The organism is Aggregatilinea sp. (assembly GCF_036822615.1).
Lineage (GTDB): Bacteria > Chloroflexota > Anaerolineae > Aggregatilineales > Aggregatilineaceae > Aggregatilinea.
This window is the reverse complement of the sequence record NZ_DAISHJ010000029.1, coordinates 34,688-50,125: the sequence shown is the minus strand read 5'-3', so window position 1 is coordinate 50,125 and position 15,438 is coordinate 34,688. Positions and strand designations below refer to the sequence as shown.

The window sequence follows — 15,438 nt, the reverse complement described above, 5'->3', positions numbered from 1 at the left end:
TGGCGCGCGCCGCCGCGCCGCGCCATGCGCGCAGCGCTTCCCAGGCGAGACCCGCCTGGGCGTGCAGGATCGCGCGCCAGTGCTTGCGCCACAGCGCGCGCGGATAATCTTTGATCAGAATCCAGATCGCGTTACGACCATCGTAAAAACTGGCCGTGACGCCGCCGCCCGTCGCGGCGAGGTGGTGGTACACGACCGCGTCGGGCGCATAAATGCAGCGGTAGCCTGCCAGCTGCGCCCGCCAGCCGAGATCCATGTCTTCGCACGAGAAGAAGAAGTCATCGTCGAGCAGGCCGATCTCGTCCAACATGCTGCGGCGGTAGGCGGACGATCCGCCGCACGCGCTAAACACGTACTCCTCGCGGTCGTACTGGCCGGTGTCTTCTTCCCACACGCCCCGGTTGGCGAGGCGTCCGTTGACGAGGTACTGGTCGCCAGCGGTGTGGAAACGGTGGCGATCGTTAAACAGCAGCATCTTCGAGGCAACCGATCCAGCTTCGGGATGCCGCGCGAACGCGCTGACGACCGCTGCCGCCCAACCGGGATCGACTTCGGTGTCGTTGTTCAGCAAGGCGACAAACTCGCCTGTGGCAGCCTGCATACCTGCGTTGCACGCGCCGGTGAAACCCCGGTTGGTGGGCATGGCGACGAGACGCACCTCTGGATAGCGCTCAGCGAGCAGCGCCTGCGATCCGTCCGTCGAGGCGTTGTCCGCGACGATGACTTCGATATCCGGGTGTGTCTGGGCACGCAGCGCGTCCAGGCAAACCGGCAGGTGACGCGCGCCGTTCCAGTTGGGGATCACCACGGACAGGCGCTGTGGAACGGGTTCCTGGTTCATCCGGCCTGCTCGTGCTTGGCGTTTTCGACCTCAAGGAACGCAGCCAGCGCGTCCTGCCAGGGCCGCAGCGTAATGCCTAACCGCGCGGCGGCGAAATTGCGCAGCATCGCGTACTGTGGCGGGCGCGAGGGGCGCTGATATTCGGCCAGCGCGATCGGCTCGATGGGCGTGTCGACGTACCCGGCCAGATCCAGGATCGTGCGCGCGAAGCCGTAGCGCGACGTGTACCCTTCGTTGACGAGGTGGTAAATGCCATACTGTCGCGTTTCGATCAGCGCAGCGATCGCGGCAGCGAGATCCGTGGTATAGGTCGGGCTGCTCACTTCATTGGTGACGACGCGCAGCGGAACGTTTTGCCGCGCCAGCCGCAGAATCGTCTGCACGAAATTCTTGCCGCCATGCGCGAACAGCCACGACGTGCGCACGATGGTGTGTTTGCGCACGAGATCGCGCACCATCTGCTCGCCAACCCACTTGCTGTATGCGTAGGGATTGGCCGGGGCGGGGGCGTCGTATTCGAGATACTGGCGGTCGGTGAGGCCGTCGAAGACTTCGTTGGTGCTGACGTAGAGCAGGGCGGCGTCAGAGGCCTGGCAGGCCAGCGCGACCGCCTGCGTGCCGTAGCCGTTGACGGTGAGCGCCTCGTCGGGATGCTCAGCGCAGTAATCCACGGCAGTCATTGCCGCGCAGTGGATGACCAGATCGGGCCGACCCTCTCCGATCCAGGTGTTGACGCTGTGTGTGTCCGTGACATCCAGTGCGTCGATATCTCGCCCGACAACTTCATGTTGTGATTCTAATGCCGCCGTGAGTGCTTGCCCCAGAGTGCCTTGGGCCCCGGTGATAAAAATTCGCATAGGTGCTGTGCCCGCTGGATTGAATTCTAGTCACAAGATTAAGAGAGGCGGATTATAGCCAAAGAAGTTCCGAGCGTAAAACGCGAATACGGGTGATTACTCGGCGTGAGGCTGACGCGAAGCCGGAAAATGGGGCAAAAATGAAAATTGTGCAAGCTGCTAGTTACAAGAACAAAAAATGCAGATATAATTGATTTTGAGATCGTAAACAATTGTGCGAAAAACAAATGGAGATGCCCAAACGCGAGAAGTGTTGATACTGAATAAAACAGATATAATTGAAAGAAATAGCTTGTGTATTAATTCATAAATTAGCGCATATCTTGACACTCAATATCAGCCTCACTATAATTGTTTAAGTGGTCAGAAAAGAAATATAGGCGTAATTTACTCACTTTGTGCTCGAAATAGAGTGTCTTGTTCAAGGCTTCACCTATCGTCCACTTAGAAAGTAAGCTGCCGTGACTACTGCTCAGCATCAATCTTTTCTTAACCGTCGGGTTCTGAAGTTCAATGTCGGCTTCCTCCTCGTACAAGGGGCGGGTCACCAGAAAGACATTGAACTGGATCTGCCGCGAACCCGGGTGGATGAGGATCTGGATCTCGATTACCTGCGCGGCACGCTGCGTTTCAGTCGCAACTCGCGCGGGATTCTCCTTCAGGCGGACCTCGAAGTGAGTTTCGATGCAGAGTGCTCGCGCTGCCTGACGCCGACCCAAGTTCCGGTACATGTTGAACTGGAAGAATTGTTTGCTTATCCGCCCGATCTTGACATGGAATATTCCGTGGACGATACGGGTATCCTCGATCTTGCGCCTCTGCTGCGCGAAGAGACGATCCTTGCGACGCCCATGTTAATCGTCTGCCGTCCCGACTGTGCGGGGTTATGCCCGGTGTGTGGCCAGAACTTAAATGAAGGCTCTTGCGACTGCGATCAGGACGAAATCGATCCTCGACTCGAAGCGCTGCGTGCCTTGAAGGACGACGACTCGCATTGACTTGGTTGAAGGCTTGATGTAGGCTGTTTGTAGAATTAAGAGGGGGATTCTACAGTGGATGACGAACGCGACGGTACAGGTAAGCATGAGTCACATCTCGTTTTTCTGGCAACCTTACTTGAAAAAGCTGAAAATCAAGGATTTTTAACCACGGATGACGTTCTTGAGGCGGTTCCTGACGCGGATGACGCGATGGAGCACCTGGACGACATCTTCTCCTGGCTAAATGCCGCGGGCGTGGAAGTTTTTGGAGATAAGCCCGGCGAAACAGGCGCGCAAGACCTCGACAGTGCCGACCTGGACGATGATGACGACGAGGCATTTGACCTCAGCGGCGTCTCGTCAGACGATACGGTTGGGCTGTACCTCAAAGAAATGGCGCGCGTTCCCTTGCTGACCACCGAAGAAGAAGTTGATCTGGCGAAGCGTCTCGAATCCGGGAACAACGCCCGCGCCGAACTGATGCGGTTGGATGGCAGCGCTTCGCCGGAGATGACCGCTGCGTTGGAAGCGCTCATCGAAGATGGCAAGCTGGCGCGCGACCACCTCATCAAAGCCAACACACGCCTTGTTGTCAGCATCGCAAAGAAATATATGGGGCGGGGGGTTCACTTCCTCGATCTGATCCAGGAAGGCAATCTCGGCCTGATGAAAGCCGTCGAGAAATTTGATTACACGCGCGGCTATCGCTTCAGCACCTATGCAACGTGGTGGATTCGCCAGACGATCACCCGTGCCATCGCGGACCAGGGCCGCACCATCCGCGTGCCGGTGCATATGTCCGACCGCATTCGCCGCCTGTACAAAACGGCGCGCCAGTTGGAACAGGAAATGGGCCGCAAGCCCACGCCCGAAGAAATCGCGGAGCGCATGGACCTGGAGCCGCGCAAGGTTCAGTGGATGTTGAAGGTAAGCTGGCGTCCGATGAGCCTGGAACGTCCGGTGGGCGAAGAAGAGGATAGCGAGCTTGGCAGCTTCATCGAGGACCTGACCACGCCGACGCCCACCCAGAGCGCGTACCAGAACCTGCTGCACGAGAAGGTCGAAGAGGTGCTTGGCACGCTGACGGCTCGTGAAGCGCGTATTTTGGCACTGCGTTTCGGACTTCAAAATGGACGCAGTTACACGCTTGAAGAAGTCGGTCAGAAATTCGGCTTAACGCGCGAGCGTATCCGCCAGATCGAAGGCAAAGCGCTACGGCGTCTGCGCCACCCGCGCCGGTCGCGTCAGTTGCGCGATTTCACGTAATACGCGCGCTCACCGTCTCACCCACGCTCACCTAACGCCACTCTTGCAGTGGCGTTTTTGCGCCTATGTCCGGTTGACATTCCTCTCTAATCCCCGTATACTCCGAACCGTCGCGTTCATCTATCCCGCCACTTCCCGCGTGAGGAGGCAGTGTCCATGCAAGGTAACGGTAGCTTCCGCCTGATCGTCCGGCGCGGTCCGCAACCCAACCAAGTATATGAGCTGAATAAGGGTATCATCACCATAGGCCGCGACATCACGAACGATATCGTGATTAACGATCCCGAAGTCAGCCGTCACCATGCCCGTCTGACGCAAACCGGTGCGGGCTATACGCTTGAGGATTTGGGTTCGACCAACGGTACATTCGTCAACGGTCAGCGGCTTACTGGGGCACGCCCTCTGGCAAACGGCGATATGGTGGGCATGGGTGAAACCGTGACCCTGGCGTATGAGGCGATTTCGCCTGCGGCTTACGCCGATCCGCGCCGTGCTTCGACGATGGTGAGCCCTTCACAGCAGAATGTCGATTACGCGCCCGCCCCGGCGGTAGGATACGTTCAGCAGCCGCCGCAGCAGCCGCAGGAATATCCCCAACCAGGGGGCTATGGGCAGCAGCAGCAGGCTTATACCGCGCAGCCAGTCCCTGGCGGGTACGAATATGATTACCAGGACGAGGGTTACGAAAGCAGTGGACTCAGCCGCTGGCTTATCCTGGGCTGTGGATGCTTCCTGGTGTTGTGCATCGTGACCTCGGTGATCGGCGTAATCGTGATCGATTCGCAGTGCCTGTGGGGTGATATCCCGGTGATTTCGGACACGTTCAATCTCGGCGTAAAGGCCGGGGCGTGCGAATAACCCTGCGAAACGAGTTCTGTGGATTTTTTAACCGCCCAACTGATGGGCGGTTTTTGATTCTTTGATCCCATGGCTCTGTTATAATGACGGCGTGTGGTAAATTGACGCAGAAGGGATTTGAGCCGTGTCAGAGTTGATGAGCGTCGATGATGCCGTGCAGCGCGTGCTGAGCCGGATCAGAGCACTTCCTTCTGAGGAAATCGGGCTTGTGGATGCGCTGGGGCGCGTGTTGGCTGAGGATGTGATCGCAGAGGAGAATATCCCGCCCTTTGCCAATTCCAGCATGGATGGCTATGCGGTGCGCTCAGCTGATCTCGCAGGTGCGTCGTGGGAACACCCGGTGCGGCTGGCCGTCGTGGACGACATCGCGGCGGGGCGTGTCTCGGATCGCACGATCGGCGCAGGCGAAACGGCACGGATCATGACCGGCGCGCCGCTGCCGCCCGGTGCGGACGCAGTGGTCCAGGTGGAACTGACCGACGCGACCTGGACGCGGGACGACACGGCGTCTGTGATGGCGTCTGTTGGTATTTTGCATTCGACCTCCACCGGCGATAACGTCCGCGAGGCGGGCGAAGATATGCGCGCGGGGCAGGTGGTGCTGCACGCCGGAACGGTGCTGCGCCCGCAGGATATGGGCGTGCTGGTGTCGCTGGGGCACACTCACGTGCGAGTGGTTCGTCAGCCGCGCGTGGCGATCATTGCGACCGGCGATGAGCTGGTCGATATGGGCCAGCCGCTTGGACCTGGACAGATCCGTAACAGCAACAGCTACGTTGTCGCGGGGTTAGTCGAGCAGCTTGGCGGCGTGCCGATCCGGCTGCCGATCGCGGGCGACCAGCTTGACGCGGTGCGCGAGCGCTTCGTGGAAGCGCTTACCGCGCAGCCCGACTTGATCATCAGTACGGCGGGCGTTTCGGTGGGCGCGCACGACCTCGTGCGCACGGTGATCGAAGAACTGGGCGAGCTATCGCTGTGGCGGGTCAATTTGCGCCCCGGCAAACCCCTGGCCTACGGTCACGTGCGCGGTGTGCCGTTTTTTGGCCTGCCGGGGAACCCCGTCTCGACTATGGTTACGTTCGACCTGTTTGTGCGCCCGGCGCTTCTCAAGCAGGCAGGGCGTCCGATTACCGTGCCGGTGGCGAAGGTGATCGTGAACGAGGAGATGGAATTTGATGGCCGCGAGACGTATATGCGCGTGACACTGCGCGAGCAGGATGGAGCTTTGATCGCGGAGACGACAGGCACGCAAAGCTCCGGTGCGCTGCTGTCGATGGTGGTGGCGGACGGCTTGCTGATTGTGCCCGCGGGTGTCAAACACGTTGCGGCAGGCACCGAGCTTTCGGTGCGTTTGCTGCGCGCGTGAACGAATGTCTTTGTACAAAAACGGGGGCGATGTATTCCAGCATCGCCCCCGTTTTTGATTGCAGTTTGATTCTGCCGGTCGTTTATTTGCCGACCATCTCCGTCTGGTGTTTGGTTTCGGCCAGCGCTGCGAGCATTTCCTCGATGCGGCAGAATTTCACGCGCGGACGGCCTACACGCTGACCGCGTTCCTGCTCCAGTCGGTCGAGAATCTGCCAATCCTGATATGTAACGAACTGGACGCCGCGATCGCTGAGCAAACTCTCGATGCTCGCGCGGGATGGCGAGGTCGGATGCGCCAGCGAACCGCTGGCGAGATCCGCGATAAGTTCCTGCGCCGTTTCCTGCGCGTCGGGCTTGTTGGTTCCGATGATTCCGCTTGGGCCGCGTTTGATCCAGCCGACGACGTATTCCCCGGGCTGCGTTTTGCCCGCCGCATCCACGACGTGCCCGCGTACGTTCGGAATGACGCCGTGCGCCGCATCGAAGGGCACACCTGGCAGCGCGACCCCCTTATAGCCGATCGATCGGAATACGAGACCGACCGGGATCGTTTCAAACGTGCCGGTGGGCCGGGACCGCAAGCTGCCGTCGTCCGCGCGATACAGCTCGTTCTTCACAACACGGATCGCCTCGACGTGGTTCGTACCCAGGATCTCCACCGGAGATACGAGGAAACGCAGCACGATTGTTTTCGGCTGGCCGGTGACAGGATTCTCGGCGTAGTGGTGCAGGATCTCCAGGTTGCGCTCGGCGCTGCGATCCGCTCCCGACGCGACATACTCCTGGCTGAACGGGTCGAGGTTCAGTTCGGCGGGGTCGATGTGTACCTGTGCGGCGGCCAGTTCTTCGAGTTCCTTCAGTTCCGGGTTGGTGAAGGCGGCCTGCGCCGGGCCGCGCCGCCCCAGGACGTAAATCGTCTTGACGCGGCTGCGCCGCAGGGCTTCGATGGCGTAATCAGCCATGTCGGTGGCGCACAGTTCGTCGGGCGTGCGCGCCAGGATGCGGACGACATCCATCGCGACGTTGCCGTTGCCGATGACCGCGGCGCTTTCCGCCGACAGATCGAAGCGGCGGCTGGTGTAGTCGGGATGCCCGTTGTACCAGCCGACGAAATCGGTCGCGGCGTGGCTGCCCGGTAGATCTTCGCCGGGAATACCCAGTTTGCGATCGGTCTGCGCGCCGACTGCGTATACGACGGCGTGATAATGATTCAACAGGTCAGTATGCGAGAGGTCTTCGCCGATGGTCACGTTGCCATAAAACCGGAAGTTGGGCGATGACGCGATGCGGTCGTAGGCGCGGGTAACCGTCTTGATTTTGGGATGATCGGGCGCGACCCCGCCGCGCACCAGCCCGAAGGGAGTCGGCAAACGGTCGAACATGTCGATCTCGACAAGGAGGTCAGGCTGCTTAAAGAGCTGTTCGGCCAAGTAGAAACCGGATGGGCCCGATCCAATAATGGCGACCCGGAGCGGATTGGCGGAAGTACCCGGCTGATTGGTCATGATTGGCTACGTCTCCTCGGCTACCATAACAGTCTGGCGAAGCACGGGCACGGACGACCTCGGTGCAGCACTATAGGTTAGATGCTGTCACTCGCCGCTCGGATGCGACTGCTCCGGATTTTCGGTCCTGAGAGAGAAAACAGGTAGAATACACACGATTCTTTCACTGGGCCAGGGCGAGCCGAGCGAAAAACGCTTTGCCGTGCTGTATCCTGGCGGATGATTTTCCCCACGCGGTTTAGTTGATATGATATTCAAAAATCTATCTAAATCGTACCACGATCGACCCATAGAATGCTAACCGATGTTCGCCGGTCGTTTGCCGTGCAGATCGCCCAAACCTGAAGCGGGTCCCGTTGGGTATGCTTATCCCTTATTTCTGTGTTGTGGGTAGGAGCGTATGGGAACGAACGGTCGTGAAATGTCAGTGATTGTCAAGCTGGGCACAAGCACGCTGACGGGCGGGACGTCGCGGCTTTCACGCCCCCATATGGTTGAAATCGTCCGGCAGGTGGCGACGCTGCGCAAAGAAGGCTGTCGCATCGTGGTGGTGTCGTCCGGCGCTATGGCGGCGGGGCGCGAGCTGCTGGGATACCCCCAACTGCCTAACCATCTGCCCGCCAAGCAAATGTTGAGCGCGGTAGGGCAGGGCTACCTGATCGAAGTGTACAGGCTGCTGTTCCGGTTGTACGATGTAGAAATCGGGCAGGTGCTGCTGACCCATGCGGATCTGTCGCACCGGACGCGCTACCTCAACGCGCGCGATACGTTGAATACGCTGCTCGACTATGGTATTGTGCCTATTATCAACGAGAACGATACGGTCGCGGTCGAGGAAATCAAAGTAGGCGATAACGATAATCTGTCGGCGCAGATCGCCGGGCTGCTGCATGCCGACCAGCTTATCATGCTTACCGACCAGGACGGGCTGTACGATCACGATCCTCGCAGCGATCCGCGTGCGTCGTTGATCGCGGAAGTGCGTACGATCGATGAGGATTTGTTTGCGTTGGCAGGCGCGAGCGTCTCCGGGCTGGGCGTGGGCGGCATGGTGACCAAGATCCAGGCGGCGCGGCTGGCAACCCGCGCCGGGACGCGCACCGTGATCGCCAATGGACGGACGCCGGACGCGCTGCTTCGCATCGTGCATGGGGAGTCGCTGGGTACGACGTTCGTGCCGCAGCAGGAGCACATCGAGGGGCGCAAACGCTGGCTGTTGGCCGAGCGTCCCCAGGGACGGGTGACGGTGGACGCAGGCGCGTCGGATATGATCCGGCTGCGCGGAGCCAGCCTGCTGCCGGTCGGGATTCGCAGCGTCATACACGAGTTCGAGCGCGGGGCTGTGGTCATGGTCGAGGACAGCGAGGGACAATCGCTGGCGCATGGACTGGTGAACTACAGCAGCGCGGAGCTTCGGCGGCTGCGTGGCCATCGATCGCAGGATATCGTCGAGATTCTAGGCTACACTTACGGTGACGAAGCTATCCATCGTGACAATATGGTGCTCGTGTAAAGGAGGAGGGCGGCATGGCAGTGGATATGCAGCTTATCGGCGAACAGGCAAAAACCGCGGCGCTTAACCTACGGCGCTTCACGACCGCACAGAAGAATGCCGCACTCTACACGATTGCGGATGCTCTGGAGACGCACAGCGAAAGGATCCTTCAGGCGAACGCCCTGGATCTGGACGACGCCCGCACGAATGGGCTTTCCGCCGCTATGCTCGACCGGCTGAGCCTGGTGGGACGGTTGCCGAGCATTGCCGCCGATATGCGCCACGTGGCGACCCTGCCCGATCCGGTCGGGGTGGAATTCGATGCGCGGGTGCTGGAAAACGGGCTGCGCATTCGCCGCCGCCGTGTGCCGCTCGGCGTGCTGGGTGTGATCTATGAGGCGCGGCCTAATGTCACGGTGGACGTGGTTGCGCTGGCCCTGAAGACGAGCAACGCGGTGATCCTGCGCGGCGGATCTGAGACGCTGCGCAGTAACGTCGCGCTGGCGGATATTATTGAGGAGACGTTGGACGCCATCGACTTTCCGCCTTTCGTCGTGCAGCTTATCCGTGACTCGGACCGGCAGTATGTGCGTGATCTGCTGCGGCTGGACGAGTATGTGGACATGATCATCCCGCGCGGCGGCGCGACGCTGCATAAGTTTTGCCGCGAAAACAGCACCGTTCCGGTGATCACAGGCGGCATCGGGATCTGCCACCTTTACGTCGATCGCACTGCTGACCTGAACAAAGCGGTGGAAGTCATCTACAACGCGAAAGTCCAACGTCCGTCGGTGTGCAACGCGCTCGATACCATACTCGTGCAGCGTGACATCGCCGCGGATTTGGTGCCGCGCGTGATCGACCGGCTGGCGCAGGCCAACGTATGCTTCAAGGTCGATGAAGAAGCGGCTAAGTTTGCTGACGGTAAGCCCAATGTCGAGCCAGCGGGCCCTGGCGACTGGGACACGGAATGGCTGTCCCTGATCCTGGGTGTGCATGTTGTGTCAGGGCTGGATGAAGCTCTGGAGCACATCAACGAGCACAGCACCGATCACTCGGACGGTATTCTGTCCACCGACCCGACGGCGATCGAGCGTTTCTTGAGCGAGGTCGATTCTGCGGCAGTGTACGCCAACGCATCGACGCGGTTCACGGATGGCAGTCAGTTCGGTCTGGGCGCGGAGATCGCAGTCAGCACCCAGAAGCTGCATGCACGCGGCCCGATGGGCCTTGAGGAACTCACCAGCTACAAGTGGATCGTTGAGGGCGATGGGCACGTTCGCGCCTGAGAATCTGGTTTTGCCATAATCTGCGAGCCGCTGCCTAACATGTCTAGCGGCTCGCTTTTTATTTTCCCCCGTTGGTTGCGCTGCTTGTTGACACCCTTGTAGACCACGTCAAGTTCATGTGAAGGAGATGTGACGAAGAGATAGTTCTCGCGCAAAAAGCGGGCGTGGAAGCGTCCACGATGGTGCGCAGCGGCGCAATTTCGTATCGGGTTGATCGAGCCGCAAAAGGGTCCGGCGATCCCTGATCATCCTGGGCAGCTCCGCCGATAACAGCCTGACGACGCTCGAATTCCTGCAAAGCGAGGTGGCGTCGGATATTCGCGCGAAGACAGGAATTGAGATCATCGTGGTCTAAAAAAGCGCCGGGTCGTGTCCCGGCGCGTAACGTGCAATCAGTGCGAATCTGCCTAAAAGCGGCCACGGCGCTGGTAGCGCTCCTCTTTCCACGGGTCGCCGTCATTGTGATATCCGGCCTGTTCCCAGAAGCCCGGTTTATCCGTCGCGCTGAATTCCAGCTTGCGCAGCCATTTGGCGCTTTTCCAAAAATACCGCTGTGGCACAAAGGTCCGCACCGGGTAACCGTGATCGGGCTCCAGATAGTCACCATTGAACTTCCAGGCCAGCAGAACGTCATCTTCCAGCATGACGTCCAGCGGCAGGTTGGTGGTGAAGCCAAATTCACAGTGCGCGATGACGTACTGTGCTGCGGGCTTTACGCCAAAAAGCTGCACGAAGTCGCGGAAGAGCGGGCCTTCCCATACCGTGTCGAACTTGCTCCAACCGGTGACACAGTGGATATCGGTGTGTACCTGAGCGGTAGGGATCTGCTTGAAGGCGTTCCAGTCCCAGCTCATCTCTTGCTCGACTTCACCGAAGACTTTCAGATCCCAGGTGGCGGGGTCGAAGGGCGGGACCGGGCCATAGTGAAGCACCGGGAATTTCAGCGTCAACGATTGGTTGGGCGGCAAACGGCCTTCCGATTTAACCCGTTTTTCTTCCTGGCGGCGATGTACGTAGTCGTCTAGCATGGGGCTCCCTCGCGGCATTATGCGGCCAACACTCGGTATGCGTGGAAGGTATACCACATCGCACGAGGGCGGAGCAATACTATTTTCAACGGACTTCGGTACTTCAGCCAATTTACACCTGACGAAAGACAGGTACTATCAGATCACGAAGCAATTAGCCTAGTTTAAGGAGACGAACCATGAAACGCATCACGGTGGGCCTTGCGCTCGTACTGACGGCAGGAGCAGCGTTCGGTTTCCTCGCGTCACGAACCTCCGCGCCTTCTGCTCAGGCGGCCCCGCTGCCGCAGTCGCTCAAGGATTGGACCGTCATCGATCTGACGCATCCGATTTCGATGGATATCCCGCTGTGGCCGGGCGATCCTGAAGTGGAGATCGAGCCGTGGGCAACTTATGCGGAAGATGACTATTTCATCAACCGCATTTCGATCGGCGAGCACAGCGCGACGCACTGGGGCACGCCGAATACGTTCATCGAGGGTGCACGCAGCGCGGAGATGATCCCGGCGGACGAACTGGTTGTGCCTGCGGTGGTGGTCGACGTGCGCGAGCAGGGCGCGGCGGATGCCGATTACCGCGTCTCAGTGGACGACATCACCGCGTGGGAAGCCGAGAACGGTCTGATCCCCGAAGGCAGCGTGGTGATCATCTACACGGGATGGCAGGAAAAGTGGGGTGACACGCAGGCGTTTTTGGGGCTTGATGCGGATGAGGTGCTGCACTGGCCGGGCTTCGGCGCGGATACCGTCGAATATCTGATCGCGGAACGCGGCATTGTAGGGCTGGGAACGGATACGCACGGAGCCGATCCCGGCAACGATGAGGAATATGGCGCGAGCTTCGCCATGTACGACGCGGACGGCATGATCCTCGAGTGCCTTGCCGGGCTGGACCAGATGCCGCCGACCGGTGCGACCCTGGTCGTAGGCGGCTGGCCGATCGTGGGTGGTTCTGGCAGCCCGGCGCGGGTGCTGGCCTTTGTGCCGTCTGCCGGGTAAGGGAACCGAGCTAGTCAGTGGGGCGCTGCCACCAGCGCCTCCTTTGCTGTTACACTTCGTATAGTCAATTCCGCTGAGCTACAACACCCAGCCATTCACTCTCGGCAGTGTACAGAGTTCCGGCCAAGTCACCCCAATGGGCGACCATCTCAAAACCATGATCCGCCAGTTCTGCTGCGATACGCTCCGGTCCGTAGTCCTGGAACCAGAAGCGATAGATAGTCACTTCTTGCCCCGGTTCCAAAATCACGTATTGGTCAAGATAAATATCGTCAGGGCAGGGGAAACCGCGTTCCAGCACAAAATGGGGCCCTGGCTTCCAGAATCCACCCTTCGGCGCGGAATACCAATTGGATTTCAGACCGTACAGTTCGTGATGGCGCGGCGTCGAGAGGTCGAAGACAAAGCGCCCGCCGGGTTTCAAGGCGCGATGAACACGATCGAGCAGTGTAGCACGGTCCTCAGGCGGCAGCGGGCAGAAATCGCCGTAGATCAGCGATACGGCGTCGTACTGGGCGGTGTCTTCAAGTGCGAGGTAATTTTCGCGCCGGTACGTCACTGAAAGACCCTGCTGTGCCGCCGTTTCGCGGGCGTACGCGAGCGAGCGCTGCGAAAAGTCGATCCCCGTGACGTTCAATCCGCGCTGCGCCAACCGGGACGTGTATAGACCCGGACCACAGCCCAGATCCAGCCACGCCGCGCCCGGTTCCAACGACAGGTAGCTCAACAACCAGTCGATAGTTGCGTCAATGACCTCGGGGCGACGGCTGGCCGCTGCTGTGTCGGGGTCCAGATGGGCTTCGAGCAGGTGCTGTGAGATATGCGGATCATCCCAGAAGATCGGATTACCCGGTTCGTAGAGCGGCGGCTGTTGGCCGAGGCGGTGCAGCGTTTCAAAGTTCAGCGCATGTGTTTCTGTCATGATTGATCCCCAGTGCAAGAGAAAACGAGACGCAACAACCCATACCCAGGGCATAACCAACAACCCCGGCAGCGTTTTGAGCTTCTCAGCAGGTGGGAAGGCTTTAGGACCTTATCAATCGGGACAGAAACGCGCTCCAACTTGTGAACGATATTACAAACATACCAAATTCCGGCAGGATTGCAAGCGCCGTTTGAGGCTATAGCCCGAGATCCATGCCGATCTGCCCGCCGCCGTCGCGCAGCATGGCGATGATTTTCTGGTCCGTGACCGGGAACGCGAAACGTTCGAGGTCATCGAGCGCGGCCCATGTCCAGGCGGCGCACTGGATCGGCTGCGGCGTACCGTCGATCAACGCGCAGCGGAAGGCGTAAAGGGTGATGCGGAAGTGCGTGTAACCGTGCTGCACCGTGCCGATCTGCGCCCCGACTGCGATCTCAATTCCCAACTCCTCGCGGATTTCGCGGCGCAGGCAGTCTTGCAGTGATTCGCCCGGTTCGCGCTTGCCGCCGGGAAATTCCCACAAACCGCCGAGCATTTTGTCCACCGGGCGCTGCGCGATGAGCACCTGCCCATCGTCGCGCGTGATGACGGCGGCGGTCACGTCGTAATGCGGTGTGCGGACGCGGGGCGCTTTGACCGGACGCTGATCCTGAATACCCAGGGCATTGGCCGCGCAGTAGGCTGCGATGGGGCAGTGCAGGCAGTCAGGCGATTTGGGCGTGCAGACGACGCGGCCCAGTTCCATCAGCCCTTCGTTCCACGGCCCCGCTTCGCCCGCCGGGACGAGACGTTCCGCCAGCGCCCAGAGGTCTTTGACGACCGCTGTTTCGCGTACGTCCTGCTCGATGTCGAACACGCGCGCCAGTACGCGGATCACGTTGCCGTCGAGCACGGGCGCGTCGGCCCCAAACGCGAGGCTTGCGATTGCGCCCGCCGTGTAGCGTCCGATACCGGGCAGGGCCAGCAACCCTTCGACTGTTGCCGGGAACTGTCCACCCTTCTCCTGCGCGACGACCTGCGCAGCCTTGTGCAGATTGCGCGCGCGGCTGTAATAGCCCAGGCCCTCCCACAGCTTGAGTACGTCGTCCAGCGGGGCGGCGGCCAGCGCGTTGACCGTGGGGAAGCGCGCCACGAAGCGCTCGAAGTACGGGATCACGGTGGTAACCTGCGTCTGCTGGAGCATGATCTCCGACAGCCAGACGAGATACGGATCGCGGTCCCGCCGCCAGGGCAGATCGGCGCGGTGCGCGGCAAACCACGCGATCAGGTCGCGGTTCAGGGCGGTGATATCAATGGTGGGTTCAGGCATGAGGTGCTCGCTTGAGGATGGAATAACGATTCATGTCGTTCGTGCGCCCGTCGGCGTAAAAGGTTTCCAGTTCTGCCAGCCCGGTGGCGGCGATCAGGCTGGCATGCTCGGCGTCATCGATATGATGGCAGTAGCGAAGGGCGGGCGCGCCGCGTCGCCAGTCGAGCACATAGTCGCCCGACTCGACCGTGAAACCCTCCGGCCACGGCACGATCCGCGCGCGGAAGCGCTCGAAGTCGTAAAAGCGCCACGCGGCGAAGGCCAAGACTCCGCCGGGGGCGACCCGCGCCGCGAGATCGGCCACCAGCGCGCGGCGGCGATCCGCGCCGGGAACGTGGTGCAGCACGCCGAACAGCGCGATCAGGTCGTAAGGACCGGGCGGTAGCGGATCGTCCAGCAGATCCCACACGTCGAGCCGGACCTCGATTCCGCCTAGCGCGGATCGTGCGCGATCCAGCAAAGCCGCGGAACTGTCCAGGCCATGATAACGTATACCTGATTGTAAACGGCCCGCGAGGAAAGTTCCCAGGCGCCCGTTGCCGCAGCCGACATCCAGCACGGAAAGCAGCGGCGCGTGCAAATAGGGCAGCAGGCGTTCCCAGCCAGGCCACGGATCGGCGCGGGAAGCGTCGAATTCCGGCGCGGTAATCTGGTAAAATTGGCGGTTCAGGTCATTCAGCCGCCGCGCGGTTGGTTCGTCCATTCCGGTTCTGATACCA

The 15,438-nt window shown here is 60.3% G+C and carries 14 protein-coding genes; 7 read left to right on the top strand and 7 right to left on the bottom strand.

All coding sequences use genetic code 11. The annotated features are described in order from the left end of the window. Together V7116_RS11285 and rfbD are read right to left on the bottom strand one after the other, a co-directional pair. Positions 1–841: glycosyltransferase family 2 protein (locus tag V7116_RS11285; protein WP_324392027.1), on the bottom strand; the 841-nt coding region annotated here is incomplete at its 3' end. Then, complete coding sequence (rfbD, locus tag V7116_RS11280) at positions 838–1,698, bottom strand: dTDP-4-dehydrorhamnose reductase (RefSeq protein ID WP_324392026.1); 861 nt, start codon at positions 1,696–1,698, stop codon at positions 838–840. The genes rfbD and V7116_RS11285, both read right to left, overlap by 4 nt. Positions 1,699–2,159: 461 nt before the next feature. On the opposite strand from rfbD, the gene V7116_RS11275 reads away from it, so the two are divergent. The 4 genes from V7116_RS11275 to V7116_RS11260 all read left to right on the top strand — a co-directional run bounded on the left by V7116_RS11275 (position 2,160) and on the right by V7116_RS11260 (position 6,168). Then, positions 2,160–2,696, top strand: coding sequence for a YceD family protein (locus tag V7116_RS11275; protein WP_324392025.1), 537 nt, complete (start codon positions 2,160–2,162; stop codon positions 2,694–2,696). 54 nt (positions 2,697–2,750) lie between these two features. After that, positions 2,751–3,944: an RNA polymerase sigma factor RpoD gene (gene rpoD / locus V7116_RS11270; RefSeq protein ID WP_324392024.1), complete on the top strand. Its 1,194-nt coding sequence runs from the start codon at positions 2,751–2,753 to the stop codon at positions 3,942–3,944. 156 nt (positions 3,945–4,100) lie between these two features. After that, on the top strand, positions 4,101–4,802 hold the full coding sequence (locus V7116_RS11265) for an FHA domain-containing protein (protein ID WP_324392023.1): 702 nt from the start codon (positions 4,101–4,103) through the stop codon (positions 4,800–4,802). Between the two features lie 124 nt (positions 4,803–4,926). Then, entirely contained in the window at positions 4,927–6,168 is a 1,242-nt protein-coding gene (locus tag V7116_RS11260; RefSeq protein WP_324392022.1) for a molybdopterin molybdotransferase MoeA, read from the top strand. A gap of 82 nt (positions 6,169–6,250) precedes the next feature. Here V7116_RS11260 and V7116_RS11255 read toward each other — a convergent pair whose 3' ends face one another. Beyond that, the gene (locus V7116_RS11255) at positions 6,251–7,675 is read right to left on the bottom strand and encodes an NADP oxidoreductase (protein ID WP_324392021.1); all 1,425 of its coding nucleotides are present in this window, start codon (positions 7,673–7,675) and stop codon (positions 6,251–6,253) included. A 421-nt stretch (positions 7,676–8,096) separates the two neighbouring features. On the opposite strand from V7116_RS11255, the gene proB reads away from it, so the two are divergent. Both proB and V7116_RS11245 read left to right on the top strand, forming a co-directional pair. Beyond that, on the top strand, positions 8,097–9,188 hold the full coding sequence (gene proB / locus V7116_RS11250; protein ID WP_324392020.1) for a glutamate 5-kinase: 1,092 nt from the start codon (positions 8,097–8,099) through the stop codon (positions 9,186–9,188). 14 nt (positions 9,189–9,202) lie between these two features. After that, positions 9,203–10,459, top strand: a complete 1,257-nt coding sequence (locus V7116_RS11245) for a glutamate-5-semialdehyde dehydrogenase (RefSeq protein ID WP_324392019.1) — start codon at positions 9,203–9,205, stop codon at positions 10,457–10,459. 407 nt (positions 10,460–10,866) lie between these two features. On the opposite strand, the gene V7116_RS11240 is transcribed toward V7116_RS11245, so the two are convergent. Continuing rightward, the gene (locus V7116_RS11240) at positions 10,867–11,487 is read right to left on the bottom strand and encodes a sulfite oxidase-like oxidoreductase (RefSeq protein ID WP_324392018.1); all 621 of its coding nucleotides are present in this window, start codon (positions 11,485–11,487) and stop codon (positions 10,867–10,869) included. Between the two features lie 179 nt (positions 11,488–11,666). Between V7116_RS11240 and V7116_RS11235 the strand changes: the two genes are divergently transcribed. After that, positions 11,667–12,485: a cyclase family protein gene (locus tag V7116_RS11235; RefSeq protein ID WP_324392017.1), complete on the top strand. Its 819-nt coding sequence runs from the start codon at positions 11,667–11,669 to the stop codon at positions 12,483–12,485. Positions 12,486–12,549: 64 nt separating this feature from the next. On the opposite strand, the gene V7116_RS11230 is transcribed toward V7116_RS11235, so the two are convergent. From V7116_RS11230 to V7116_RS11220, 3 genes are all read right to left on the bottom strand, one after another. Continuing rightward, positions 12,550–13,407 carry an SAM-dependent methyltransferase gene (locus tag V7116_RS11230; protein ID WP_324392016.1) on the bottom strand — a complete coding sequence of 286 codons (858 nt, stop codon included), beginning with the start codon at positions 13,405–13,407 and terminating at the stop codon, positions 12,550–12,552. A 199-nt stretch (positions 13,408–13,606) separates the two neighbouring features. Then, a complete protein-coding gene (gene mutY, locus V7116_RS11225) occupies positions 13,607–14,719 on the bottom strand; it encodes an A/G-specific adenine glycosylase (protein WP_324392015.1) in 1,113 nt (370 codons plus the stop codon). Beyond that, positions 14,712–15,422 (bottom strand): class I SAM-dependent methyltransferase, encoded by a 711-nt coding sequence (locus V7116_RS11220; protein WP_324392014.1) that lies wholly within the window; start codon positions 15,420–15,422, stop codon positions 14,712–14,714. The genes mutY and V7116_RS11220 overlap by 8 nt, the downstream gene beginning before the upstream one ends. Positions 15,423–15,438: the final 16 nt, after the last annotated feature.

Coding starts and splice junctions, on each gene's coding strand:
- V7116_RS11245 (WP_324392019.1), top strand. CDS start 9,203: ATGGCAGTGGATATGCAGCTTATCGGCGAACAGGCAAAAACCGCGGCG.
- mutY (WP_324392015.1), bottom strand. CDS start 14,719: ATGCCTGAACCCACCATTGATATCACCGCCCTGAACCGCGACCTGATC.
- V7116_RS11240 (WP_324392018.1), bottom strand. CDS start 11,487: ATGCTAGACGACTACGTACATCGCCGCCAGGAAGAAAAACGGGTTAAA.
- V7116_RS11235 (WP_324392017.1), top strand. CDS start 11,667: ATGAAACGCATCACGGTGGGCCTTGCGCTCGTACTGACGGCAGGAGCA.
- proB (WP_324392020.1), top strand. CDS start 8,097: ATGTCAGTGATTGTCAAGCTGGGCACAAGCACGCTGACGGGCGGGACG.
- rfbD (WP_324392026.1), bottom strand. CDS start 1,698: ATGCGAATTTTTATCACCGGGGCCCAAGGCACTCTGGGGCAAGCACTC.
- V7116_RS11265 (WP_324392023.1), top strand. CDS start 4,101: ATGCAAGGTAACGGTAGCTTCCGCCTGATCGTCCGGCGCGGTCCGCAA.
- V7116_RS11255 (WP_324392021.1), bottom strand. CDS start 7,675: ATGACCAATCAGCCGGGTACTTCCGCCAATCCGCTCCGGGTCGCCATT.
- V7116_RS11220 (WP_324392014.1), bottom strand. CDS start 15,422: ATGGACGAACCAACCGCGCGGCGGCTGAATGACCTGAACCGCCAATTT.
- V7116_RS11230 (WP_324392016.1), bottom strand. CDS start 13,407: ATGACAGAAACACATGCGCTGAACTTTGAAACGCTGCACCGCCTCGGC.